Source organism: Rhizobium sp. 10PS4 (assembly GCF_032464805.1).
Lineage (GTDB): Bacteria > Pseudomonadota > Alphaproteobacteria > Rhizobiales > Rhizobiaceae > Rhizobium > Rhizobium laguerreae.
Genome location: NZ_JAWDIW010000011.1, coordinates 242,761 through 265,487, shown reverse-complemented (window position 1 = coordinate 265,487; position 22,727 = coordinate 242,761). Strand labels below are relative to the sequence as shown.

Genomic DNA, 22,727 nt, shown 5'->3' with positions numbered 1-22,727 from the left:
GCAGCACGGCTGCCTCAGACTCGTCCTGCGGCTGCCAAGCGCTGAATCGCCCCAGCCTGAAGAACGTTACGTTCGCTTCTGAACGATGCCTACAGCGGGACTGTCACGATGGGTAGCAACACTTTTCAAGCGTCGTCCTCCATGGGGACAGCACGCCGCTAGGCTGTCCCGTCTCAAGCCCGTTAGTGAACGTGCATCATTCCGCAGCAGCCGCAAGCTTGCACGGACAACCTATGACCGGGGCTGAGCTTGTGGGCAAGCCTGCTCAACGTCCGGTTTTGCTCAAGCGGTAGCTGCTCGGGGGGACGCCAAATCTCTCTTTGAAGCGGCTGCTGAAGTGCGACAGGTCTTGGAAACCGAGCCTGAAGGCGATGTCCGATACGGAATTGTGCGACCAGGCGGGCGAGCCTAGCGCTTCCGCGGCGCGATCGAGCCGCTCGGCGATTATGAAGGTGCGAAACGTGGTTCCGGCCCGAGCAAGAACGTAGTGCAGGGACCGTTCCGAGATGCCGATCTGGTTGGCTACCATGCCTGGAGCAAGTTCGGTATCCTCGATATGGGCAGTCAGAAAGCCGAACACCCGGGACCGCAGCTGTTGGTCCCGAACCGAGCCGGGGTCCTGACTGGGCCGGACTCCGACCAACTCTGAGATGATGTGACCCAGAGCGAGCTCTTCGTTGGTGCCGATCTCCGTTTCGGTCGTGGAGAGCTCCATCAGCAGATGCGACAGTATGCGGGTGGCGATTTTTTCGCCCGGCAAATGAAGTGCCACCCCTGGGGATAGCCACGGGCATGACTTTTCCAGGGCGCTGCGGGGAACCAGCGCGATGATCCGTTCCACAGGGTCAGAGAATTGAAGGCTCATCGGTCGGGCGGCGCTGACTATGCCCACGTCCCCCGGCCGTAGCTGGAACCTATGATCGCCCTGGGTCACGCTCGCCACGCCCGAGACCTGATAGCTGACGAGATATCGTTCATCCGGCTTGGCATGCAGAAGCTTGTGGGACCGCTCGATGGTATGTCCCTGCGACTTGAACCTGACAAAGTTACCCGCGAGGTGGCTCTTCAGGCTCAACTCGGCTGAAAAGCGCGACACGTCGGCCGCCGCATGTGCATCGACATGCAGCAATGTATCGCAAACGATGTCTTTCCAGTAGTCGAACCGTTCTGCGGATCCGGCCGACATGGTCGACCATGTGCCCAGGTGCACCTAAGAAATTCCTTTCCAAAAAGCTGCTCAATCAGGGGCTTCAAACGGACTTGCGCTTCCAGAAAGGGATCGTGCGGGCGCAGCCAAGCTTTGTCAACCGCGCTTAGGCGCAATACTTCAGGTTTAAAGTAGTTCGCACTATTCGCTCGGTTCGGCGCGATCGCGATCCGGAGGGTGGTTGGGACCAAGAGAACGGGGACGATTGTGGCTCTCGTTGCCGAGACTCCTTCGGCGATAGCTTCCAGGCTGCGTTCCCTGTCCGGCCGTTACGACCAAGCTGCCCGCGCAGCCGCACCCTTTGAAATCATCAATAAAGCTGATTTTGCAAAATTATTACAAACTTCAAATTTCTCTCTTGCAAGCTGAACTTTGCGGTGCAATTCTGGATGAAAGGCACAAAGCCACGAGATAAAAAATGGGAACCGAGAATGCTGGGACCGACAGGCCATCAAGATACGTTTGCGCGCGACAATCTACCGCCGGCTGACCAATGGCCGGAATTTAAGCTCGAAGGCTTCGATTATCCGGAGTGGTTGAACGCTGGCGTTGAATTGACCGACCGTATGGTCGAGCGTGGCTTTGGAGACAATACCGCCTTGATCGGCAATGGCCGGCGCCGGACCTATAAGGAATTGACCGACTGGACCAACCGGATCGCCCTGGCACTGACCGAGGATTACGGTCTGAAGCCAGGCAATCGCGTGCTGATCCGCTCGGCCAACAATCCGGCCATGGTCGCCTGCTGGCTCGCGGCGACGAAAGCCGGGCTGATCGTCGTCAACACCATGCCGATGCTGCGCGCCGGAGAGCTGATCAAGACCATAGAAAAGGCCGAGATCCAGCTGTGCCTCTGCGACACCCGCCTGATGGACGAGATGGTCGCGGCCGCCAAGGACAGCAAATATCCGACGCTCGTCGTCGGCTTCGATGGCACCGCCAACCATGATGCCGAACTCGATCGCGCCGCCCTCAGCAAGCCGGTACGCTATGAAGCGGTCAAGACCGGTCGCGACGACGTGGCGCTGCTGGGATTCACGTCGGGCTCTACTGGCGTGCCGAAGGCTACGATGCATTTCCATCGCGATCTGCTGATCATTGCCGATGCATTCGCCAAGGAAGTGCTGGATGTCACGCCGGACGACGTGTTCGTCGGCTCTCCGCCGCTCGCTTTCACCTTCGGCCTTGGCGGCCTTGCTATTTTCCCGCTGCGTTTCGGCGCGGCTGCGACGCTTCTTGAGGCGGCGACCCCGCCGAAGATGATCGAGATCATCGAGACCTACAAGGCGACGATCAGCTTCACCGCGCCCACGGCTTACCGGGCCATGCTGGCGGCGATGGATGCCGGCGCCGACCTGTCGTCATTACGCGTTGCGGTTTCCGCCGGCGAGACACTGCCCGGCCCTGTGTTCGAGGAATGGGTCCGCAAGACCGGCAAGCCGATCATCGACGGCATCGGCGCCACCGAAATGCTACATATCTTCATCTCTAACCGCATCGGCGACAGCAAGCCTGCCTGCACCGGAAAGCCGCTAACCGGCTACGAGGCGATTGTCGTCGATCAGGACATGAACGAAGTGCCGCGAGGCACGGCGGGTCGATTGGCTGTCAGGGGCCCGATCGGCTGCCGCTACCTCGCCGACGATCGCCAGAAGGAATATGTCCGCAACGGCTGGAACCTGACAGGCGACAGCTTTACCCAGGATGAAGACGGCTATTTCCACTTTGCCGCGCGTTCTGACGACATGATCGTCTCGGCTGGTTACAATATAGCAGGCCCGGAGGTGGAAGCAGCGCTGCTCAAGCACGACGCCGTGCTCGAATGCGCCGTGATCGGCGTATCCGATGAAGCACGCGGAACGATCGTCGAGGCGCATGTGGTGCTTACCAAAGGTTCGGAGCCTAGCGAACTGATGGTCAAGATCCTGCAGGATCACGTCAAGACAGTGATCGCCCCTTACAAATATCCGCGCTCGATCGTCTTCACGGAGGGCCTTCCGAAGACGGAATCCGGCAAGATCCAGCGCTTCAGGCTGAAGCAGAATTTGCCAGCGTAACCATACTGCACAACGGGCGGAATTAGGCGTGCCTGTGCGATGGAAACTTCCACGCAAATGTGGAAGGCAATAAATCCTCCGGTGGAAATCTCGTCCGCCGCCGGAATCTGGGAACGACACAACAACAAACGGGAGTCCGTCACATGAAGAAAATGCTTGCTGCAGCCACCATGGCGCTGAGCATCGGCACATCCGGCCTGGCTTTTGCCGAGCCGCTCAAGATCGGCCTGATCACCACGCTTTCGGGTGGCGGCGCCGGTCTCGGCATCGATACCCGCGACGGCTTCATGCTGGCGATCAAGAATTCCGGCAAGAAGGACATCACCGTCGTCACCGAGGACGATGCGCAGAAACCTGAACTGGCTGTCCAGATTGCCGACAAGATGATCCAGAGCGACAATGTCGACGTGCTGACCGGAATCGTCTGGTCGAACCTTCTGATGGCCGTCGTTCCGGGCGCAGTCGCGCAAGGCAAGTTCTACGTTTCGACCAACGCGGCCCCGGCCGCACTTGCCGGCAAGAACTGCAATGCGCTCTATTTCAACGCTGCCTACCAGAATGACAACCTTCATGAAGCCATGGGCGAATACGCCAACAAGGGCTACAAGAAGATGTTCATCCTGGCGCCGAACTATCCGGCCGGCAAGGATTCACTGACCGGCTTCAAGCGTTATTACAAGGGCGAACTGGCAGCCGAAGTCTACACTCAGATCGGCCAGACTGACTATGCGGCTGAAATCGCCCAGATGCGCGCATCCGGCGCCGATGGCATCTTCACCTTCCTGCCGGGCGGCATGGGCATCGCGTTCATGAAGCAGTTCGCCCAGTCGGGCGTCAAGATACCGGTCATGGGCCCGGGCTTCTCCTTCAGTCAGGACGTCCTGCCGGCAATCGGCGATGCCGCTCTCGGCGCAAGGGCGTCCGGCCAATGGGTCCAGGATCTGGACAACCCGGCCAACAGGAAGTTCGTGGCCGACTTCAAGAAGGAATATAACCGCCTTCCGTCGCTCTATGCCGTCGGGGGCTATGATGCGGCCCAGCTCATCCTGTCGGCTGCCTCCAAGGCAAGCGTCAAGGATGCCAAGGCATTCGGTGCCGAACTCAAGAAGGCCGACATCCAGTCGCCGCGCGGAAAGTTCAAGTTCAACACCAATCAGCATCCGATCCAGGACATCTACCTGACGGAAGTGGTCAAGCTTGATGGCGTTCTGACCAACGAGACGGTCGAGAAGATCTTCACCGATCATGGCGATGCCTACGCCAAAGACTGCAAGATCTAAGGGCAGCGCATGACCCTCGCACTTGCTCTCGAGCAGTTGCTCAATGGCCTCCAGCTCGGCGTCATGTTGTTTCTCATGGCTGCCGGGCTGACGCTGATCTTCGGCGTCATGGGGTTGATCAACCTTGCTCACGGCTCGCTCTACATGGTTGGCGCATTCGCATGCGCCACCGTTGCGGCGTGGACCGGTTCATTCTGGATCGGCCTGGTCGCCAGCCTTATCTGCGCCGCTGCTGCGGGCGCAATCGTCGAGCTAGTGGTGATCCGCAGGCTGTATGACAGCGATCATCTCGATCAGGTGCTGGCCACATTCGCGCTGATCCTGATATTTTCCGAAGGCACGCGCTGGCTGTTCGGCTCCTTCCCGCTCTATCTCGATATCCCGCCGCTTCTGCAGGGCGCCGTCAGCCTGCCGGGGGGTGCGCAATATCCGCTCTATCGCCTTGCGATCGTCGCAGCCGGTGCGGCTGTCGCCTTCGGTCTCTATATGCTGATCTCAAAGACCCGTCTTGGCATGCGCATCCGCGCCGGAGAGAGCGATCGTGAGATGATCGGCGCGCTCGGCGTCGATATCCGCACGCTCTACACGGTCGTCTTCGCTCTTGGTGCAGCGCTTGCGGGCCTGGCCGGTGCCATGGTTGGCGCTCTACAATCGGTGCAGGTCGGAATGGGCGAACCGGTCCTGATCCTCGCCTTCGTTGTCATCGTCATCGGCGGTATCGGTTCGATCAAAGGTGCGCTCTTGGGTGCTCTATTGGTCGGCGTGGTCGATACAATGGGCCGTTTCCTGCTGCCCAAGCTGATGGCGTTGTTCGTAGCACCTGCCCAGGCAGGCATGATCGGCGCCGCAGCCGCCTCGATGCTGATCTACGTGGTGATGGCGATCATCCTTGCCGTGAAGCCGCGCGGCCTCTTTCCGGCGGCGCATGCGTGATATGATGATCTTGAACCGCGAAAACCTAATAAACCTCATTCTGACCGCCATATTGCTCGCCGTTCCGATTGCGGCAAATGCCTTTGGTCAACCCTTTTTCATCACGCTCGCCACCCGCATCGCAATCCTCGCGCTGGCAGCGACGGGCCTTAATCTGGCGCTCGGCGTCGGGGGCTTGATCTCCTTCGGTCACGCCGCTTTCTTCGGCATCGGCGGTTATGCCGCCGGCATCTTGGCGAGCCACAACTTCTCCGGCGATCCGCTGCTGTTCGGCCTTTCCGGTACCAACCAGATGTGGATCATCTGGATTGTCGCAGTAGCCGTTGCCGGTCTGGTTGGCCTTGCGATCGGTGCTATCAGCCTGCGCACGTCCGGCGTCTATTTCATCATGATCACGCTCGCGTTTGCGCAAATGGTCTACTACTTTGCTATATCCTGGCCTGCCTATGGCGGCGAGGATGGGCTTTCGATCGTTGTACGCAATCAATTTCCCGGCATCATGACGATGCGGCCGCTGAATTATTTCCTGATCTGCTACGTGATACTGCTGGTCGTGATCGGGCTGTTCGCGCTGATCCGCGCCTCGCGCTTCGGCGCAGCCCTGCAATCGGCGCGGCAGAACGAAGTGCGTGTCGCAACGGTCGGCATCAATCCCTACCGTATCCGTCTGACGGGTTTTGCAATCTCCGCAATGATCACCGGGCTGGCCGGCGCGTTGTTTGCCGATCTCAACCGCTTCGTCAGCCCGTCCATGTTGTCCTGGCATATGTCCGGGGAACTGATCGTGCTGATCATTCTCGGCGGTACGGGGCGGTTGTTCGGTCCGCTTGCGGGTGCCGCACTTTACGTCATCTTCGAATATGCGCTGGGCGGCCTCACAGAACGCTGGCAGTTCTTCCTCGGGCTGATCCTGCTCGGCGTCGTGCTGTTTGCCCGTGGGGGCCTGCTCGGGCTTCTTGCCGGAAAGGCCAGACATGGTTGAGCCGGTCCTCGAAATTTCGAACCTCGTCAAGAATTTCGGCGCGCTGAAAGCGACTGATGGTGTCACGATAGATCTCCGCCCCGGCGAGATTCACGCGCTGATCGGCCCGAATGGAGCGGGGAAATCGACACTGATTCACCAGATCTGCGGCACGCTCAGGCAGGACAGCGGCTCTATCCGCTTCGCCGGTCATGATATCAGCGGCCTCGGCGTGGCAGAACGTGCCCGCATTGGGCTCGGGCGTACCTTTCAGGTCTCGTCGCTTGCTCCAGAGTTTTCGGCCCTGCGCAATGTCATGCTGGCGGTCCAGGCCAGGCAGGGTTCCAGCTTCCGCTTCTTCAAGCCGGTAATGGCGGACAAGGCGTTGATAGATGCGGCCATGGCCATGCTGGAGCGTGTCGGACTGACAGCACGTGCGCGCATTCCGTCCGCGGAACTCTCACATGGCGAACGTCGACAGCTGGAAATCGCCATGGCGCTTGCGCTGGGCTCGAAGGCTTTCCTACTGGACGAGCCGATGGCGGGCATGGGGCCTGAAGGCTCGAAATCGCTGACCAGTTTCCTCGATACGCTGCGCCAGGAAGCCCCGATCCTGCTCGTCGAGCATGACATGGATGCTGTCTTCGCGCTCGCTGACCGTATCTCGGTGCTGGTCTATGGCCGGGTCATCGCTACCGGCACGGTGGAAGAGATCCGGCGCGATCCGACCGTGCGCACCGCCTATCTTGGAGATCACGCCTGATGCTGCTGGATGTTCAGGATATCACCACCTACTACGGTAGCAGTCAGGCGCTGTTCGGCGTCGAGTTCCGGATGGTCGAGGGTGAGGTCGTCGCTCTGATGGGCCGGAATGGAATGGGAAAATCGACGACGATCAAGTCGATCTGCAACCTCATGCCGCCTAAGACCGGCCGTGTCTTTTTCGATAATAAATCGACCGACCGTCTGCCATCGCATCGTGTGGCCAAGCTCGGCATTGGCCTCGTGCCGGAAGGCCGCCGCTGTTTTCCGAACCTGACGGTCTACGAAAATCTTGTCGCTGCTGCCCGTCCCGGCAAATGGACACTGGAACGTGTCAACGGGCTCTTCCCTCGGCTGCAGGAACGCCACGCCCAGATGGCCAAATCATTGTCCGGCGGAGAGCAGCAGATGCTGGCAATCGGTCGCGCGCTAATGACCAACCCGCGCCTGCTTATTCTCGACGAGGCGACCGAAGGACTGGCACCTGTCATCCGCCAGGACATCTGGAAGGCGATCAAGCTGCTGAAAGCTGATGGATTGTCTATCCTAGTGGTGGACAAGACGTTATCGGAGCTTTTGCCGGTTGCGGATCGCTGCGTCATTCTGGAAAATGGCCGCAGTGCATGGTCTGGGGTGCCGGGCGAACTGACGCCGGACCTGCAGGATCGATATCTCGGGGTATAGGCAATGGAAGCAGAAGCGGTAGCAAGCGCCGATCTGGAAATGATCGTCCACGACCCGCATGGTCGCAACAAGCCGGAAACCCGTCTATGGCTGCGCATGCTTTCCACCACCAAGCTGATTACCACCGAAATCCGCCGCCGCCTTCGCTCGGAGTTCGGCGCCACGCTGCCGCAATTCGACGTGATGGCACAGCTGTATCGGGAGAAGGATGGCTTGCGGTTGGGTGAGCTCTCCAAACGCACCATGGTCACCAATGGCAATGTCACCGGTCTGGTGGAGCGGCTCGAGACTGATGGTTTCGTGCAGCGGGTTACGCCGGATGGCGATCGGCGCGTGACTGTCGCCAAGCTGACACCGGCCGGAACTGATCTTTTTATTGCCATGGCCGCTGCCCACGAAGGCTGGCTGCGCGATATTATGGCCGATGTCGATGAAGCGATGATCTCTTCCTTATGGTTGGAGATCGGCGCCGTGAAGGCGTCCGCCAGTAATCATCTTTCCGGCAGCGCCTTCGAGTAGTAAGGCACGACTCCGTTCTGAAGAACTCGGGGGAACAGATGGCAGATCTGCAGGCGATCCATTGCGTTCTCCAGCTTGCCGTCTGTTTCGTGCTGGGAATTGATCTGGATCTCGAGCCGAAGGATTAAACTCCATAATATTCCTGCGTGGTCGGCTCACGCAAATTCAGCCCTGACGTTTTACCGGTTGACAAATCCATCGACCTAAATATTTTAATCTTAAAATAAATTCGTTGTGGCGGCTATGCCCCTAGCGAGAAGGGAACGACAATGCGTATCGTTTGTGTTGGCGGAGGTCCTGCGGGGCTGTATTTTGCCCTGTTGATGAAGAAACTGCATCCTGAGCATCACGTCACGGTGGTCGAGCGCAACCGCCCTTATGATACCTTCGGTTGGGGCGTTGTCTTTTCAGACCAGACGATGGCGTCCATGCAGGTCTGGGACAAGGAAAGTGCGGACGAGATTCAGCAGGCGTTCAACCATTGGGACGATATCGAGGTCCTGTTCAAAAGCACACGCCAGCGCACGACAGGCCACGGCTTCGTCGGCATCGGTCGCAAGAAACTGCTCAATATTTTGCAGGCGCGTTGCGAAGCGCTGGGCGTTGAACTGGCTTTTGAAACCGAGGTTCAAAGCGATCTGGAATACCCTGACGCTGATCTGTTGATCGTATCTGACGGTTTGAACTCAAAAATCCGCAACAAATATGCGGAGATTTTCGAGCCTGATCTGGTGGTTCGGCCAAACCGTTATATCTGGCTTGGCACCAATAAGCTCTTCGACGCCTTTACCTTCGATTTCCGCAAGACCGACCACGGCTGGTTTCAGGCGCATATTTATAAATTCGACGAGAATACCTCGACCTTCATCATCGAGACGACCGAAGCCGCCTATCAGGCGCACGGGCTTGGCCAGATGGACCAGCAGCAATCCATCGATTTCTGCCAGGACGTGTTTGCCGAGACGTTGGAGGGCGCGAAACTGATGACCAATGCCCGCCACATGCGTGGCAGTGCATGGCTCAACTTTACCCGGCTGATCTGCGGCAAATGGAGCCATTTCAATGGCAGTTCCCATGTCGTGCTGATGGGCGACGCCGCTCACACCGCCCATTTTGCCATCGGCTCCGGCACCAAGCTTGCCATTGACGATGCAATCGAGCTTGCCAACCAGTTCAACATGGCCGGTCACGGCAAGGAGAGCGTTCCGGACGTTCTCAAGACCTATGAGGACATCCGCCGCGTCGATGTCGCCCGCATCCAGAATGCTGCGCGCAACGCCATGGAATGGTTCGAGGTCGTCGGTGAGCGCTATGCGGACACGCTGCCGCCGAAACAGTTCATGTATTCCATGCTGACCCGCTCGCAGCGCATCAGCCACGAAAATCTGCGTCTGCGCGACAAGGACTGGCTTGAAGGTTACGAGCACTGGTTTGCCCGACAATCCGGCCTTCAGGTCACGGAAAACGAGCGCTGCCTGCCGCCGATGTTCACGCCCTATTCTTTGCGCGGCACAACGCTCGCCAACCGCATCGTCGTGTCGCCAATGGCGATGTATTCGGCAACCGGCGGGTTGTTGGATGATTTCCACATGGTGCATCTTGGCGCACGCGCCATGGGTGGCGCTGGTCTGGTCTTTGGCGAAATGACCTGCGTATCACCTGACGCCCGCATCACACCCGGCTGCCTTGGGCTGTGGAACGACGAGCAGATTGCCGGCTGGAAACGGTTCGTGGATTTCGCCCATGCCAACAGCGCCGCCAAAGTCGGCATCCAGCTTGGCCATGCGGGGCGCAAGGGGGCAACGAAGTTAGCCTGGGAAGGTATCGACCAGCCGCTTGAAGAAGGAGCATGGCCGCTGCTTTCAGCGTCTACCCTGCCATATCTCAAGCACAGCGTCGTACCCAAGGCGATGGACCGTGCCGATATGGATCGAGTCAAGGCCGATTTCGCAGCGGCCACGAAGCGTGCGGCTGAAACCGGTGCCGATTGGCTGGAACTCCACTGCGCTCACGGCTATCTGCTCTCAAGCTTCCTGTCGCCACTCACCAACCTGCGTGAAGACGAATATGGTGGCAGTCATGAGAATATGGCGCGCTATCCGCTGGAGGTGTTTGCTGCCGTTCGTGAGGTCTGGCCTGAGGACAAGCCGATCTCAGTTCGTCTTTCCTGCCACGACTGGACGGAAGGCGGCAATACGCCGGAAGACGCAGCCATTTTCGCCCGAATGTTCAAGGACGCTGGCGCCGACCTCATAGACTGCTCATCGGGCCAGGTATCCAAGGCAGAAAAGCCGGTTTACGGTCGCCTGTTCCAGACCCCCTTCTCGGACAAAATCCGCAACGAAGTCGGCATCCCGACCATTGCAGTCGGCGCAATTTCGGAGGCAGATCACGCCAACTCCATCATCTCGGCGGGGCGTGCTGACCTGTGCGCGGTTGCTCGACCGCATCTCGCCGATCCTTCCTGGGCTTTGCATGAAGCCGCCAAGATCGGCCTGAAATTCATGGCCTGGCCAAAGCAATATATGTCTGCGAAAGCGCAGTACGAAGCCAATCTAGACCGCGCAGCGGCGGCAAAGTGAGGCTGGTGTGGTAATGCAGATCCTCAAAGGCCACCATGCGCTGGTAACCGGTGCCGGAAGCGGCATCGGTGCGGCGATTGCCATGACGCTGGGCAAGGCCGGTGCAAAGGTCACGCTGGCCGGTCGTCGTCGCCAGCCGTTGGAGGATGTCGCCGCTGCCATTGGTGGCAACTGCTATGTGCGTGACGGTTTCGATGTTACTCAGCCCGAAGCGATAGCAAAGGGCCTGGAAATAGCGAGAGAAACGTTCGGGCCGATCTCCATTCTGGTAAACAATGCTGGGGAGGCACCAAGTGCTTCTTTCGAGAAGACGTCGCTAGACATGTGGAGTCACGTGCTTTCCATCGATCTCACCGGCGTCTTCAACGTGACGCAGGCAGCTCTTGCCGATCTGAAGGCGCATGGTGCAGGTGCTCGTATCATAAACATCGCCTCCACAGCAGGTCTGACGGGTTACGCCTATGTGTCCGCCTACTGCGCTGCCAAGCATGGCGTCATCGGCATGACGCGGGCATTGGCCCTGGAACTGGCCAAGAAGGGTGTAACGGTCAACGCCGTCTGTCCTGGTTTCACCGACACTCCGATTATCCAGCACTCGCTGGAAACGATCATGGAAAAAACGGGGCGCAGCCGCGATGAGGCTTTGGCAGAATTTACCAAGTCCAACCCGCAAGCCCGGCTGATCCAGCCGCAGGAAGTGGCCGATACCGTGCTGTGGCTCGCCTCGCCCGGCGCAGGCTCGATTACCGGGCAGGCCATCGCGGTTGCCGGCGGCGAAATCATGGTTGGTTGAGCGAGAAAAAAGCGATAAGACACATGCCCTTCACCCTATCAAAGCCGATGCGTTTTGGCGATTGCGACCTGACCGGGATCGCCTACCATCCGGCCTATCTGTCTATGCTGGTCGATGTCAACGAGGCGATGTTCGCGTCCTTTGACGTGACGTGGAAAGAAATCATGTTCGAGCGCAAGCTGGGCTTGCCGACCGTGACCATGAACCTGGAATTCAAGAAGCCTGCCGTCTATGGCGATGTGCTGGATTTTGCCGTGCATGTGCGCTCCATCGGTCGCGCCTCGCTCGATTTGGAAACCATCGTCACGGTGCGCGGCGATATCATCTGGACGGTGCGCCAGCGCATCGTGATGACCTCACTGACAGACCATAAATCTCATCCCTGGCCAGACGACATTCGCGCGGGCCTGACACGTTATCTGGAGTCAAGACATGATGCATGAAATCATCCAACCGAACGGATGGGCAAAGCCCATCGGCTATTCGAACGGTATCAGCGCCCGTGGACGAATCGTTCAGGTCGGTGGCCAGATCGGCTGGGATGCACATTGCCAGTTCCATTCCGATGACTTTGTGGATCAGGTGCGTCAAACGCTGCTCAACATCGTCAGCGTGCTGGAAGCTGCCAATGCCAAGCCTGAGCATCTCATCCAGATGACATGGTACTTCACCGATCGTGAAGCCTACAAATCCCGCATGCGGGAAATCGGCGCGGTCTATCGCGAGATCATCGGCCGCCATTTCCCGCCCATGGCGGCCGTTCAGGTCGTGGCGCTGATGGAAGACCGGGCCAAGATCGAGATCCAGTCGCTCGCCGTCGTGCCGGACTGATTTTAGGTTCAAAGAGGAGGAGAAATCGATGACCAGCAAAGTCATGCCCGTGATTACCCGTAGGGGAGAGGAAGACACAGGAACCGGCCAATCCGGCGGTTGCGTGCGCATATCCGGCGTCAGCCCACAGCATACGCCCGCCACCAAAATCTGGTTCGGGAAGGTCTCCAACGACCCCGGCTACCGTTCCTATCCGCACCACCATGGAGAGGCCGAAACCGGCGGTTACGTGCTGAAGGGCAAAGCCCGCATCTATTTTGGCGAGAACTGGCAGGAATTTCTCGACATGGAAGAAGGCGATTTCATCTTTGTGCCGCCCAACTGGCCGCATATCGAAGTCAACATGTCCACCACTGAAGAACTGATCTGGCTGACGACCCGCACTCCCGACAACATCGTGGTCAATCTGCCGGATGTTGACGATTCCGTTCTCGTTGGCTTCAGGAGAGCAAAATGAAACTCTTGAGACACGGCCCGATCGGCGTTGAAAAGCCAGCACTTCTAACTGACGATGGCACGCTGCGCGATCTCTCCGGTATCGTCCCTGACATTGCAGGCGAAACGCTGGGCGATGAGGTGCTGAACCGCGTCCGCAGCGTTGATCCGGCAAGTCTGCCAGTGGTTTCGGCTGACCGCGTGGGTGCCTGCGTTGGCAATGTCGGTAAGTTCATCTGCGTCGGTTTGAACTATGCTGACCATGCCAAGGAAACAGGCAAAGCGCCTCCCGAGGAGCCGATCTTGTTCATGAAAGCAACGACAGCCATCGTCGGCCCGAACGATGATGTTGAAATTCCTCGCACCTCTGGCAAGACCGACTGGGAGGTCGAGCTTGGTGTTGTGATTGGCAAACGCGCTAAATACGTGACCGAGACAGACGCACTTTCCTATGTCGCCGGTTATTGCGTGGTCAACGATGTGTCCGAGCGCGCTTTTCAGTCGGAGCGCGGCGGGCAATGGACCAAAGGAAAGAGCCACGACACCTTCGGACCGATCGGCCCATGGCTTGTCACCCGTGACGAGATCGCGGATCCGCAGAACCTATCGCTTTGGCTGGATGTCGATGGTCGGCGCCGCCAGACCGGCAGCACGTCCACGATGATCTTTGGCGTGGCGCATCTCGTCAGTTACATCAGCCAGTTCATGACGCTGATGCCAGGCGACGTCATCGCCACCGGGACACCGCCCGGCGTCGGCATGGGTATCAAGCCAACGCCCGTCTTCCTTCAGCCCGGCCAGGTCATGACGCTTGGCATCGAAGGTCTGGGCGAGCAGCGTCAAACAACCATAGCCGCGCGGAATTGATCATGAGCGATCTGAAAGGCCGACTGGCCATCGTCACAGGCGGCGCACGCGGACAGGGCGAAGCCGAAGCGCGGCTGTTCGCCTCCAGCGGCGCTGCCGTCATCATCGCTGATGTTCTGGCCGAGGAAGGCCGCGCCTTGGCGCGGGCCCTGCAGGATGACGGTTTCGAAGCACGCTTTGTCCATTTGGACGTAACCGATCCCGCAAGCTGGGCTGGCGTGGTGTCACTTGCCACCGAGTGGAAAGGCCGAATTGATATTCTCGTCAACAATGCGGGGATCATCAATCGCTCAACAGTTGCCACGACAGGTCTAGAAGCGTGGGAACGCGTGCTGAAGGTCAATCTTACGGGCGCATTCCTGGGCATACAGGCCGTGACTGACCGCATGGCGGAAAGCGGTGGCGGCTCCATCATCAACATCTCTTCCAATAGCGGCTTTTGCGGCCATTATGATCCGGCCTACACTGCCAGCAAGTGGGGCCTGCGCGGCTTGACCCGCAGTGCAGCCATGGAGCTTGTTGCCAAAAACATCCGCGTCAATGCAGTCTGCCCGGGCCTCGTCGTCACCGGTCTCAATGCCAGCAGCCCGCATCTCAAGCCCATGATCGAGATGACACCGATGAAGCGCAGCGGAAAACCCGAGGAGATTGCCGAACTGGTACTATTCCTTGCCTCCGACGCATCAAGTTTCATCACCGGCGAAGATTTCGTCATCGATGGCGGGTTTACCGCAGGCGCCGCCTATCGCCGGGTAGCGACCGAGACCGGAATTTTTGAAACCTGATGGGGACAATGCAATGCGATACAAAGTGACGGATTGGACCTGGGTTTACGACAACGGGGCCAACATACCGAAGTCAGAGAACTGGCCAGGCGTGTGGGTCGAGCCGGCGCGGCAGGCACGTGATCAGTTGGCGACAGCAGGCCGAGCCCATTTCGATCTCGCCTATGGTGAAGCCGAGCGAGAGCGCTTCGATCTGTTTCTCCCCAACGCAAAACCGCAGGGGCTCGTCGTTTTCGTGCACGGAGGTTTCTGGATGAGCCTTGATAAGAGTTTCTGGTCTCATCTGTCGGCCGGTCCTCTCGCATATAACTACGCTTTTGCCGTGCCGAGCTATACGTTAGCGCCCCAGGTACGGATTGCCGACATCACCCGAGCCATCGGCAAAGCCGTTTCAGCCGCAGCCGAGCGCGTTGAGGGACCGATCCGTCTTATCGGCCACTCGGCCGGCGGACATCTGGTCACAAGGATGATTAGCGCCACGACCCCTTTGTCGCCTGTCGTTTCTGACCGCATAGAAAAGACCGTGTCGATCTCTGGTATCCATGACCTGAGACCCATGATCTGGACGAAGCGCAACACGACGCTTGCCGTCGATGCGGCAGAGGCTGCCAGCGAGAGTCCTGCGCTTCTCGAGCCTTTGGCCGATACACGCCTTGTTTGCTGGGCAGGGGAGCGGGAAACGTCCGAATTCCTGCGGCAAAACGCGCTTCTGGCCAATATTTGGCTCGGACTTGGGGCGGAAACTGAAGTGGTGGTGGAGCCGGATCGGCATCATTTTAACATCATTAATGGACTCACCAATCCCGACCATCCGCTGACTCACGCGCTCGTTGGTTGAATCGAGCCTGGTTCAGCAGCAATGAGCGGTGCTCCGCAGTATAACACAGTGTCCATTGGGACAAAGCGAACATGGCCCGCCTGCAGGGTTATGTTTCAGTTCCTGCTGAATCAGCTGGCGGGTATACTTAGCCAGCACTTTCCGCGCGGGTACTGAGACAGTATCCATCTCGCCCTCACCCCTGCGCCCTGCGTGCAGCGGATGAAGGCGTAGCTTCAGCACGTAAATAATACCGCTGACAACACGCCGGTCATCAACGCGAGGGATGCCGTGCGCCAGCGGGAAGTACGGCCTGTTCCGACCAAGCTGCGATGGCGTCAACCAAAACAAATCACTCATGGCAAACCCTCCTGCCATGAGTGAATCAAGACCATCGTGATTCGGAAAGCCCGTTAATCAATAGGGCGGCATGACCTTAAGGAGTGAGGCGCCCACCGTTCAGGTGCAGCACCTGGCCGGTCATGTAGCGGCTGCCCTGCCCGGCCAGAAAAAGCATCGGGCCGACCACATCCTGCTCGTTGGCCACCCGACCGAGCGGGATGCTGGCGACGTACTTCGCGCTGATGTCGTCGAACCAGGAGCGGGCGCCCTTGTCCTCGACGCGCCCCGTACCACCGGACAGGAAGTCGGTATCGACCGCTCCCGGCGCTACGGAATTGGCGCGGACGGTGGGTGCCAGTTCTGCCGCGAATGCCTTCGTCAGGGAGATAAGCCCGCCCTTGGAGGCAGCGTAGGCCGACATGCCGGGCATTACCTGGTAGGCGAGGCTCGAGGCCACTGTGACGATCGCAGGGTCACGCCCCCGCTTTAGAAGCGGTGATAGCCCGTTCACAAGCAGGTATGCCGAGGTCAAATTTACCGACATCAGCTCGTTCCACTTGTCTATCGGCACTTCGCTCAGCGGACGTCGCGGGATAATGGGAAACCCACTCAGGAAAAAGAGGCATTCCAGGCCGTCGTGCCGAGCGGCCACGGCATTGACGGCCCGCTCTATGCTCTCCGGGTCACGACCGTCGAACGCGACATAGGAAACGCCTTCGATCGCTTCGGCACTCTCGATCGCCGACGGTGTGTCGAGCACCGTAACGTCCATGCGATGATCGACGCATACCTTCACCAGAATCTTGCCAATGCCGCCGCAGCCCCCAGCGACCACCACGCGCGATCCTGCCTCAGGCAGCATGGTCAAATTCAAACCGCTCATTGCCGTCTCCGTTCTTACTCGCCGATGCCGTAGCGACCGGGGGCTATGATGCCCTTGGGATCGAATACGTTCTTGATCCCGGAGCATGCGTCCCGGAAGCTGTCGGTGGTTTGGTCCATGTGGAACTTTTGGTAGTCGATCGGCGCGCGACCGACGAAGACGCCGCGCCGCACCAACTCTTCCGACAATTCGCGGTAGCACGCGTCGGCGCGCCGGCACTCGTCCTCGTCTTCGCGGTTGAAGGTGATCACGTGCAGGCCGCGCATGAAGCGAGCCGCACAAACATTCATCACCATGTAGTCCATGCCGTGCTTCTCGTAGATTGCGCGACCGACCTTTTGGAACTCGTTGGCAACTTGACCGTCGGTCGGAGTGCCTGGAAGGAACCAGGTATTGCCGCCGCCCGGGCGCCACCGGAGCAGACCCAGTTCGCTGGCGCTCGGGACGCCCGAGAACGCGTTGATCGCCACCTTGAGCGGATTGATGTACTCGGCATCTTCGTGGGAGATGTACCGGGCCTTCCCCGACCTGCCGAACAGGTCACCCACACGCTGGATCTGCGGTTCCATCGCCTCCATGCTTGGGCCGTAGAATGCTCCAGACACGGTCCATGAGCCGAGACCAAACTGCTGCCGCAACCTCTTGCGGCCAGCATCGGAAATCGACTTCTGACCGCCGCTTTGGGTGAATTCCTCGCTGACCACTTCGGCGCCACAGGTATAGAGGTCATTGGCCACACGGAAGAGCGTCGGGACGTAATTAGACATCTTCAGCATGCGGCAGATGTCGGTGATTTCCTCGAGAGCGTCGTCATCCTCATAGGTAAAATGAAACGACCGGATAGCGGGCGGGCGCGGCATCAGCCACATTCCCATGCGAGCGACGATGCCGTAATTCGACTGTGCAAAAAGACCGTCGATGATCGGGCCGTAGGAATACTTCGACGTGTGCCAATTCAGCAGGTTACCCGTCGCGAGTGCCCCGTCGCCGGTGCGAAGGATCTCGCCGTTGCCGAGCACCACCTCCATGCCGCACGACATACCGAAATGGTCGAAATAGGGAGCGTAGCCTGCACCCTTGTCCAAGGCGTTGCCCATGACGCCGCCCTGGGGCGGGCCGGAGGTCACGTCGATCATGTACTTGTCGCCCTGGCGAACCAACTCGTCATACATTGCCTGGTAGCTGACGCCTGGCTCGACGACCGCATAGCCCAGCTTGTCGTTGACCTCGATGATCCGGTTCATATGCCGGCCGAGATCGACGACTACCTGACCCGCATGGACAGGGGATCGGCTGCCCAAGCCGATATTGTTACCCGTCGAGACGGGATAGAGCGCTACGTCGAATTCGTTGGCGGCGCGGACGATGATCTGAACTTCATCGGTCGATCGCGGGTAGACGACGCCGAGTGGCGGGCGGGAGCCGCCCGGCATGGTGTTCTCGCTGTAACGGTTGATGGTCTCCTCGGTGCGGTTTACCGCGTCCCCTCCGAGCTTCGCCGCGATATTGCCGAAGAATTCCTCGACCTTCCTCATGTCTCCTGCCATCTTTTTTCCTTGCAACATTGTTGATCACCAGAATCCGTCTGAGATGGGCGCGGGGGTTGCCGCTTGCTGCGGAACGTCCTTGGGGATTTTGACAAGCGATGCCGGATCGGGCAGATCGACGCCGACCACAGCGGGCGGCATGGGACCGCCGGTCGCCCAGTCCAACAATTCCACAGAGTGAACCACCGGCTTGCCCAGGTACTTCTGGATTTGCGTCATGCACCCGATGTTTCCTGTAGCGACCAAATGGTGCGTGGTACTCGCGATGTGGTCGGCTTTGCGCTGGCCTAATTTGGCCGCCATCTCGGGCTGCAGCATGTTGTAGGTGCCGGCGGAACCGCAACAGAAATGGCCCTCGGGCACGTCCTGAACCGTGAAGCCGGCCTTCCGCAGCATTTGACGAGGCTGCGACTTCACCTTTTGCCCGTGCTGCATGGAACAAGGGTCGTGGTAGGCCACGACATAGGGCAACGGACTCTCGGGTACGTTGAGGCCGATCTTGCAAAGGAATTCGGTGATGTCGCACGCCTTGGCTGCGACCTCCCTCGCCTCGGAGGCATTGCTGTCGCGCTGGAACAGGTGCCCGTAATCCTTGATCGTGGTACCGCAGCCGGAACTGTTCACGATGATGGCATCGAGACCGCCCACTGCCAGTTCCTGCTGCCATGCCGTGACGTTGCGCGTGGCGCTCGCCTTGGCCTGTTCGTCCCGGCCCATATGGAGTGCGAGCGAACCGCAGCAACCCGCGCCTTTGGCGACGACCACGTCGCAACCGTGGCGCTGCAGGATGCGGATTGTCGCAGCATTGATGTTTCCGTTGAGGACCTGCTGAGCGCACCCGGCAAGAATTGCCACCCGGTAGCGCCGTTCCCCTTCCGCCTTGAACAGTTGGGGCGCGAGTATGTCTTCGGCTAGTGCGTCGGGAACGAGGTCCAGCAATGGCCTGAGCTGCTTGGGCGCCAGTTTCCCGAACCGGCGACCGATCCTGCCCAGCTTCAAGGCGGCCGAGAAGCGCTTCGGGTACGGGATCGTCGCGGCCAGCGCGGAACGCAGCAGGCGATCGATGATCGGACGGTCGTAGTGTTCCTCGACGTGAACGCGTGCCTTGTGGATAAGGTGCACATAGTCGACGTCTGCCGCGCAGGTGGTCATGCAGGACAGGCATGAGAGGCAGCTGTCGATGTGCTGGACGGTGCTGGATTTGGGGGCGCCGCCGTCTTCCAGCATTTCGCGGATGAGGTCGATGCGGCCGCGCGGGGACTCATTCTCATCGCGGGTGAACACGTATGTCGGGCAAGTGTTGGTGCAAAAGCCGTAATGCACGCAAGTCTTGAGGATTTCGTTGGCCTCGGCGAGCTCCGGATCCTTGAGCTGCTCGGCAGTGAAGTTCGTTTTCATGCTGAGGGTCCGCCAGCGCGGGCCAGCACGGTTTTGAATTCCTCCGCATCGAACGCGCGCATGGTCTGGATGCGGCCAAAACCTTTCTCATTGAACCATAGAGAAAAGGCGCTGACGGTTTCCGGATCGAGGGCGTCGATCACGGTGACGAAGTCGTATTGCCCTTGCGTAAAAGCGTTGAACTCTACCTTCAGGCCAAGCTCGCTGCACTTTTCCATGGAGCTCAGACGCCGCTCTTCCGCCTTGGAAAGCACCCACTCGGAGCCGTGATTGCCGATAAGCACGAAACGCATGTCTTCCTCCTTAGGACAGTCCCATCTGATTGCGGACCATCCTGCTGAATGGGTGCTCGGGATTGGCCATCGAATGGAGGACCGAATAATAATGGTGCCCCTGAACCTCGACGATGCTGCATGAGTGGTCGCCGACGTGACCGGCGAAAAGCCGGTTCTGCCGCTTGAAACTCGTCGCTCTCCAGGCCACCGACAGCGGCGCTAATGAGAGGCAGCCGCGCGGGCAGTGGCAAATTGACGGGACTATTGAGCGTTGCGGACTCCGCGGTTAGGCGCAGGTCTTGATTCAGGCTGGTCAGTCGGATCGGCTCCAGATCGAACAGGCCACTGATCGCCGTTACGCCCTTGATCGGGAAACCTGAACTGGATCGGAGAGAGGACCAGTCATGCGCCAGGAGCATCCCCGAAATATGACCAGCGGCCGAATGACCGGAAACGAACACCCTGGACTCATCGCCGCCGAATGAAGCCACGTTCCGCCATAGCCACTCGAAGGATCGAGTGCACTGCTCAACCAAGGCGTCCATACCGACGCTCGGACACAGGCTGTAGTTCGGCAAAACCACGACCGCCCCGCGCTTGACGAACGGACGGGCGATGAAGCGGAACCAGGCCTTGTCGGCGGAGCGCCAGTAACCACCGTGATAGAAAACCAGCACTGGTGCCGGCGTTCCGTGGGCGGCATGGAAGATGTCCAGCGTTTCGTCTTTCCCTTCGCCGAACGGCACGTCCAGCGCACGGGAACAGGCGTCGACCAAAGCAGCGCTGTCGCTCTGCCATCGCTTTACGAATTCCACGAAAGCCGGAACCCCGAACCGGGCTAGATACTGTCCGTCCAGTTGAGCCGCATCGTAGACCCTGTGCGCATCACGGCCAAAAGCTGCACCATGAGGCGCAGATTTTGACGAGGGCGTCGGTGTGTCGGGAGAAAGGCTCATTTCAGGCAACTTCTGTCGTAAACAACTCTATGTTTGAGATATCCTAGCAGCGAGATGAACCTTGGGGTTAGGCTGAGGCTGCACGTTCTCTTTGTCGCCAGCGCAAATCGGCGCCGACCAAACGGAGCGTTGCGTCGAACGCTTGCTGGATGAGTTACCGGCCCCTGATCGTCGCTTGGTGGAGGGGTTGGATGCTCAGAGAACACACGGTAATAGGCGGCGATCGGCGTTGGTGCATCGGTCGCTATAAGTCGATCATCGGGCACCGACTGAGGGCACGCTCATTCGCCTGCGCAACACCAGTCTATTGCTTGGGACGAACGGAGACCGCCGAGAAGTTCGATAATCATCGCGCGACGATTTCCCCGCTCAATCCTTTCGAAGATTGTCACCATTCATACCGGACTTCGGCTCAGATATGCAGAGCGCTTCCCAAAGCCTTCAGCGCCGCCTCCATGACCGCTTCGCTGCGGGTCGGATGCGCGTGGATGGTGCCGGCGATATCTTCCAGACGTGCGCCCATCTCGATGGCGAGCGCAAAGGCCGCCGAGAGCTCGGAGACCCCGGCCCCCACCGCCTGCAGGCCGAGCACGAGATTGGTGTCGGCGCGCGCCACGACGCGCACGAAGCCTTCTTCGGACAGCATCGTCATCGCCCGTCCGTTGGCGCTGAACGGAAACTGGCCGGTGCGGATTTCATAGCCTTGCGCCTTCGCCTCCGCCGGCGAGAGGCCGGCGCTGACGATTTCCGGATCGGTAAAGCAGATGGCGGGAATGCATCGCTTGTCCCAGGCGCGTTTCTTCCCGGCGATGATTTCCGCCACCATCTCGCCTTGCGCCATGGCCCGATGGGCAAGCATCGGCTCGCCGGTTACGTCGCCGATCGCATAGATGCCGCGCATGGAGGTGCGGCAACGATCATCGATCCTGAGATATGGGCCGGCACGATCGAGATCGAGCTCTTCGAGACCGGATCCTGCGGTTCTTGGGCGGCGGCCGACGGTGACGAGGATGCGGTCCGCCGGCAGGGTCTCACGCCGGCCATCCGGCGTTTCGACGATCAATGCCTCGCCATTGTCGGCAAGGCCGATCGCCTTCGCACCCGTCAACACCCGGATACCGCCTTCGGTCAGCTTGCGCATGACGGGCCGCACCAGTTCGGCATCATATTGCGGCAGCACCTGCGGCGTCGCCTCGACGACCGTCACATCAGACCCCATCTTGGCAAAGGCGGTGCCGAGCTCCAGCCCGATATAACCGCCACCGACCACGACGAGCTTTTTTGGCAGATCCATCAGCGACAGCGCCTCTGTCGAGGAAATGACGCGGCCGCAGAAAGGCAGGTTCGCAAGCTCCACCGGATCCGAACCGGTGGCGATCACCACCGTCTCGGCGCGGATGATCTGCTGGCCAATTTCCGTCTCCACCTCCACCGTCTTGCCGTCGCGGAAGTGGGCGCGGCCGTGGACGATCTTGACCCGCGCCTTCTGCAGCAGCCCCGAAACACCGCTGGTCAAGCGGCCGACGATCCCGTCCTTCCAAGCAATCGTCCTCATGAGGTCGATCGAGGCGCCTTCGACGCGGATGCCCATCGGGTTTTTTCCGGCAAGCATCTTTTGCGTCGCATCGAATTCCTCCGCCGCATGGATCAGCGCCTTGGAGGGAATGCAGCCGACCGTCAGGCAGGTGCCGCCCGGCTTGCCGGCCTCGACGATAACAGTATCGATGCCGAGCTGCCCGGCGCGGATGGCGCAGACATAACCGCCCGGACCGGCGCCGATGACGAGGAGCTTGCAGACGATCTCTTTCATGGA

At 59.5% G+C, this 22,727-nt stretch carries 24 protein-coding genes and 2 pseudogenes; 17 read left to right on the top strand and 9 right to left on the bottom strand.

Going from position 1 to position 22,727, the window contains the following annotated elements:
* Positions 1 to 265: 265 nt before the first annotated feature.
* Complete coding sequence (locus tag RWJ89_RS22120) at positions 266 to 1,210, bottom strand: helix-turn-helix domain-containing protein (RefSeq protein WP_316031436.1); 945 nt, start codon at positions 1,208 to 1,210, stop codon at positions 266 to 268.
* Positions 1,211 to 1,414: 204 nt separating this feature from the next.
* Between RWJ89_RS22120 and RWJ89_RS22115 the strand changes: the two genes are divergently transcribed.
* The 8 genes from RWJ89_RS22115 to RWJ89_RS22080 all read left to right on the top strand — a co-directional run bounded on the left by RWJ89_RS22115 (position 1,415) and on the right by RWJ89_RS22080 (position 8,403).
* Positions 1,415 to 1,576, top strand: coding sequence for a hypothetical protein (locus tag RWJ89_RS22115; RefSeq protein WP_222009416.1), 162 nt, complete (start codon positions 1,415 to 1,417; stop codon positions 1,574 to 1,576).
* Between the two features lie 62 nt (positions 1,577 to 1,638).
* Positions 1,639 to 3,264 carry an AMP-binding protein gene (locus tag RWJ89_RS22110; RefSeq protein ID WP_316031435.1) on the top strand — a complete coding sequence of 542 codons (1,626 nt, stop codon included), beginning with the start codon at positions 1,639 to 1,641 and terminating at the stop codon, positions 3,262 to 3,264.
* A 143-nt stretch (positions 3,265 to 3,407) separates the two neighbouring features.
* Positions 3,408 to 4,544, top strand: coding sequence for an ABC transporter substrate-binding protein (locus RWJ89_RS22105; protein ID WP_316031434.1), 1,137 nt, complete (start codon positions 3,408 to 3,410; stop codon positions 4,542 to 4,544).
* Between the two features lie 9 nt (positions 4,545 to 4,553).
* Positions 4,554 to 5,477 (top strand): branched-chain amino acid ABC transporter permease, encoded by a 924-nt coding sequence (locus RWJ89_RS22100; RefSeq protein WP_316031433.1) that lies wholly within the window; start codon positions 4,554 to 4,556, stop codon positions 5,475 to 5,477.
* Positions 5,470 to 6,459, top strand: coding sequence for a branched-chain amino acid ABC transporter permease (locus RWJ89_RS22095; protein ID WP_316031432.1), 990 nt, complete (start codon positions 5,470 to 5,472; stop codon positions 6,457 to 6,459). The genes RWJ89_RS22100 and RWJ89_RS22095 overlap by 8 nt, the downstream gene beginning before the upstream one ends.
* On the top strand, positions 6,452 to 7,201 hold the full coding sequence (locus RWJ89_RS22090) for an ABC transporter ATP-binding protein (RefSeq protein ID WP_316031431.1): 750 nt from the start codon (positions 6,452 to 6,454) through the stop codon (positions 7,199 to 7,201). Before RWJ89_RS22095 ends, RWJ89_RS22090 begins: the two co-directional genes overlap by 8 nt.
* The gene (locus RWJ89_RS22085) at positions 7,201 to 7,884 is read left to right on the top strand and encodes an ABC transporter ATP-binding protein (RefSeq protein ID WP_207597941.1); all 684 of its coding nucleotides are present in this window, start codon (positions 7,201 to 7,203) and stop codon (positions 7,882 to 7,884) included. The genes RWJ89_RS22090 and RWJ89_RS22085 overlap by 1 nt, the downstream gene beginning before the upstream one ends.
* Before the next feature lie 3 nt (positions 7,885 to 7,887).
* Entirely contained in the window at positions 7,888 to 8,403 is a 516-nt protein-coding gene (locus RWJ89_RS22080) for a MarR family winged helix-turn-helix transcriptional regulator (protein WP_132613467.1), read from the top strand.
* Between the two features lie 218 nt (positions 8,404 to 8,621).
* Here RWJ89_RS22080 and RWJ89_RS33245 read toward each other — a convergent pair.
* Positions 8,622 to 8,726 (bottom strand): annotated as a pseudogene (locus RWJ89_RS33245) (hypothetical protein); the annotation flags it as partial.
* Between RWJ89_RS33245 and RWJ89_RS22075 the strand changes: the two are divergent.
* From RWJ89_RS22075 to RWJ89_RS22040, 8 genes are read left to right on the top strand one after another with little or no spacing between them, the layout of a single operon-like run.
* Positions 8,679 to 10,985: a bifunctional salicylyl-CoA 5-hydroxylase/oxidoreductase gene (locus tag RWJ89_RS22075; protein ID WP_376775294.1), complete on the top strand. Its 2,307-nt coding sequence runs from the start codon at positions 8,679 to 8,681 to the stop codon at positions 10,983 to 10,985. The pseudogene RWJ89_RS33245 and the gene RWJ89_RS22075 overlap by 48 nt on opposite strands.
* Before the next feature lie 13 nt (positions 10,986 to 10,998).
* Positions 10,999 to 11,778 carry an SDR family NAD(P)-dependent oxidoreductase gene (locus tag RWJ89_RS22070; RefSeq protein WP_113543438.1) on the top strand — a complete coding sequence of 260 codons (780 nt, stop codon included), beginning with the start codon at positions 10,999 to 11,001 and terminating at the stop codon, positions 11,776 to 11,778.
* Between the two features lie 23 nt (positions 11,779 to 11,801).
* Positions 11,802 to 12,221, top strand: coding sequence for an acyl-CoA thioesterase (locus RWJ89_RS22065; RefSeq protein WP_113543437.1), 420 nt, complete (start codon positions 11,802 to 11,804; stop codon positions 12,219 to 12,221).
* Entirely contained in the window at positions 12,214 to 12,609 is a 396-nt protein-coding gene (locus tag RWJ89_RS22060; RefSeq protein ID WP_045024556.1) for a RidA family protein, read from the top strand. Before RWJ89_RS22065 ends, RWJ89_RS22060 begins: the two co-directional genes overlap by 8 nt.
* A gap of 28 nt (positions 12,610 to 12,637) precedes the next feature.
* Entirely contained in the window at positions 12,638 to 13,066 is a 429-nt protein-coding gene (locus RWJ89_RS22055; RefSeq protein WP_113543435.1) for a cupin domain-containing protein, read from the top strand.
* A complete protein-coding gene (locus RWJ89_RS22050) occupies positions 13,063 to 13,911 on the top strand; it encodes a fumarylacetoacetate hydrolase family protein (RefSeq protein ID WP_221983444.1) in 849 nt (282 codons plus the stop codon). The genes RWJ89_RS22055 and RWJ89_RS22050 overlap by 4 nt, the downstream gene beginning before the upstream one ends.
* 2 nt (positions 13,912 to 13,913) lie before the next feature.
* Positions 13,914 to 14,696: an SDR family NAD(P)-dependent oxidoreductase gene (locus RWJ89_RS22045; RefSeq protein ID WP_316031430.1), complete on the top strand. Its 783-nt coding sequence runs from the start codon at positions 13,914 to 13,916 to the stop codon at positions 14,694 to 14,696.
* Between the two features lie 13 nt (positions 14,697 to 14,709).
* Positions 14,710 to 15,534, top strand: a complete 825-nt coding sequence (locus RWJ89_RS22040; protein ID WP_221983442.1) for an alpha/beta hydrolase — start codon at positions 14,710 to 14,712, stop codon at positions 15,532 to 15,534.
* A 219-nt stretch (positions 15,535 to 15,753) separates the two neighbouring features.
* Here the strand turns inward: RWJ89_RS22040 and RWJ89_RS22035 are convergent.
* The 6 genes and pseudogenes from RWJ89_RS22035 to RWJ89_RS33240 all read right to left on the bottom strand — a co-directional run.
* A pseudogene (locus RWJ89_RS22035) lies at positions 15,754 to 15,873 on the bottom strand (IS5/IS1182 family transposase); the annotation flags it as partial.
* Positions 15,874 to 15,949: 76 nt separating this feature from the next.
* On the bottom strand, positions 15,950 to 16,738 hold the full coding sequence (locus tag RWJ89_RS22030; protein WP_221983440.1) for an SDR family NAD(P)-dependent oxidoreductase: 789 nt from the start codon (positions 16,736 to 16,738) through the stop codon (positions 15,950 to 15,952).
* Positions 16,739 to 16,752: 14 nt separating this feature from the next.
* Positions 16,753 to 18,285 (bottom strand): FAD-binding oxidoreductase, encoded by a 1,533-nt coding sequence (locus RWJ89_RS22025; RefSeq protein WP_316031429.1) that lies wholly within the window; start codon positions 18,283 to 18,285, stop codon positions 16,753 to 16,755.
* Positions 18,286 to 18,309: 24 nt separating this feature from the next.
* The gene (gene glcF / locus RWJ89_RS22020) at positions 18,310 to 19,683 is read right to left on the bottom strand and encodes a glycolate oxidase subunit GlcF (protein ID WP_316031428.1); all 1,374 of its coding nucleotides are present in this window, start codon (positions 19,681 to 19,683) and stop codon (positions 18,310 to 18,312) included.
* Complete coding sequence (locus RWJ89_RS22015) at positions 19,680 to 19,976, bottom strand: GYD domain-containing protein (protein WP_113543429.1); 297 nt, start codon at positions 19,974 to 19,976, stop codon at positions 19,680 to 19,682. Before RWJ89_RS22015 ends, glcF begins: the two co-directional genes overlap by 4 nt.
* Positions 19,907 to 20,635 (bottom strand): alpha/beta hydrolase, encoded by a 729-nt coding sequence (locus RWJ89_RS33240; protein ID WP_410056113.1) that lies wholly within the window; start codon positions 20,633 to 20,635, stop codon positions 19,907 to 19,909. Before RWJ89_RS33240 ends, RWJ89_RS22015 begins: the two co-directional genes overlap by 70 nt.
* Before the next feature lie 24 nt (positions 20,636 to 20,659).
* Between RWJ89_RS33240 and RWJ89_RS22010 the strand changes: the two genes are divergently transcribed.
* On the top strand, positions 20,660 to 20,800 hold the full coding sequence (locus tag RWJ89_RS22010; protein WP_316031427.1) for a hypothetical protein: 141 nt from the start codon (positions 20,660 to 20,662) through the stop codon (positions 20,798 to 20,800).
* A 526-nt stretch (positions 20,801 to 21,326) separates the two neighbouring features.
* On the opposite strand, the gene lpdA is transcribed toward RWJ89_RS22010, so the two are convergent.
* Positions 21,327 to 22,724: a dihydrolipoyl dehydrogenase gene (lpdA, locus tag RWJ89_RS22005; protein ID WP_316031426.1), complete on the bottom strand. Its 1,398-nt coding sequence runs from the start codon at positions 22,722 to 22,724 to the stop codon at positions 21,327 to 21,329.
* Positions 22,725 to 22,727: the final 3 nt, after the last annotated feature.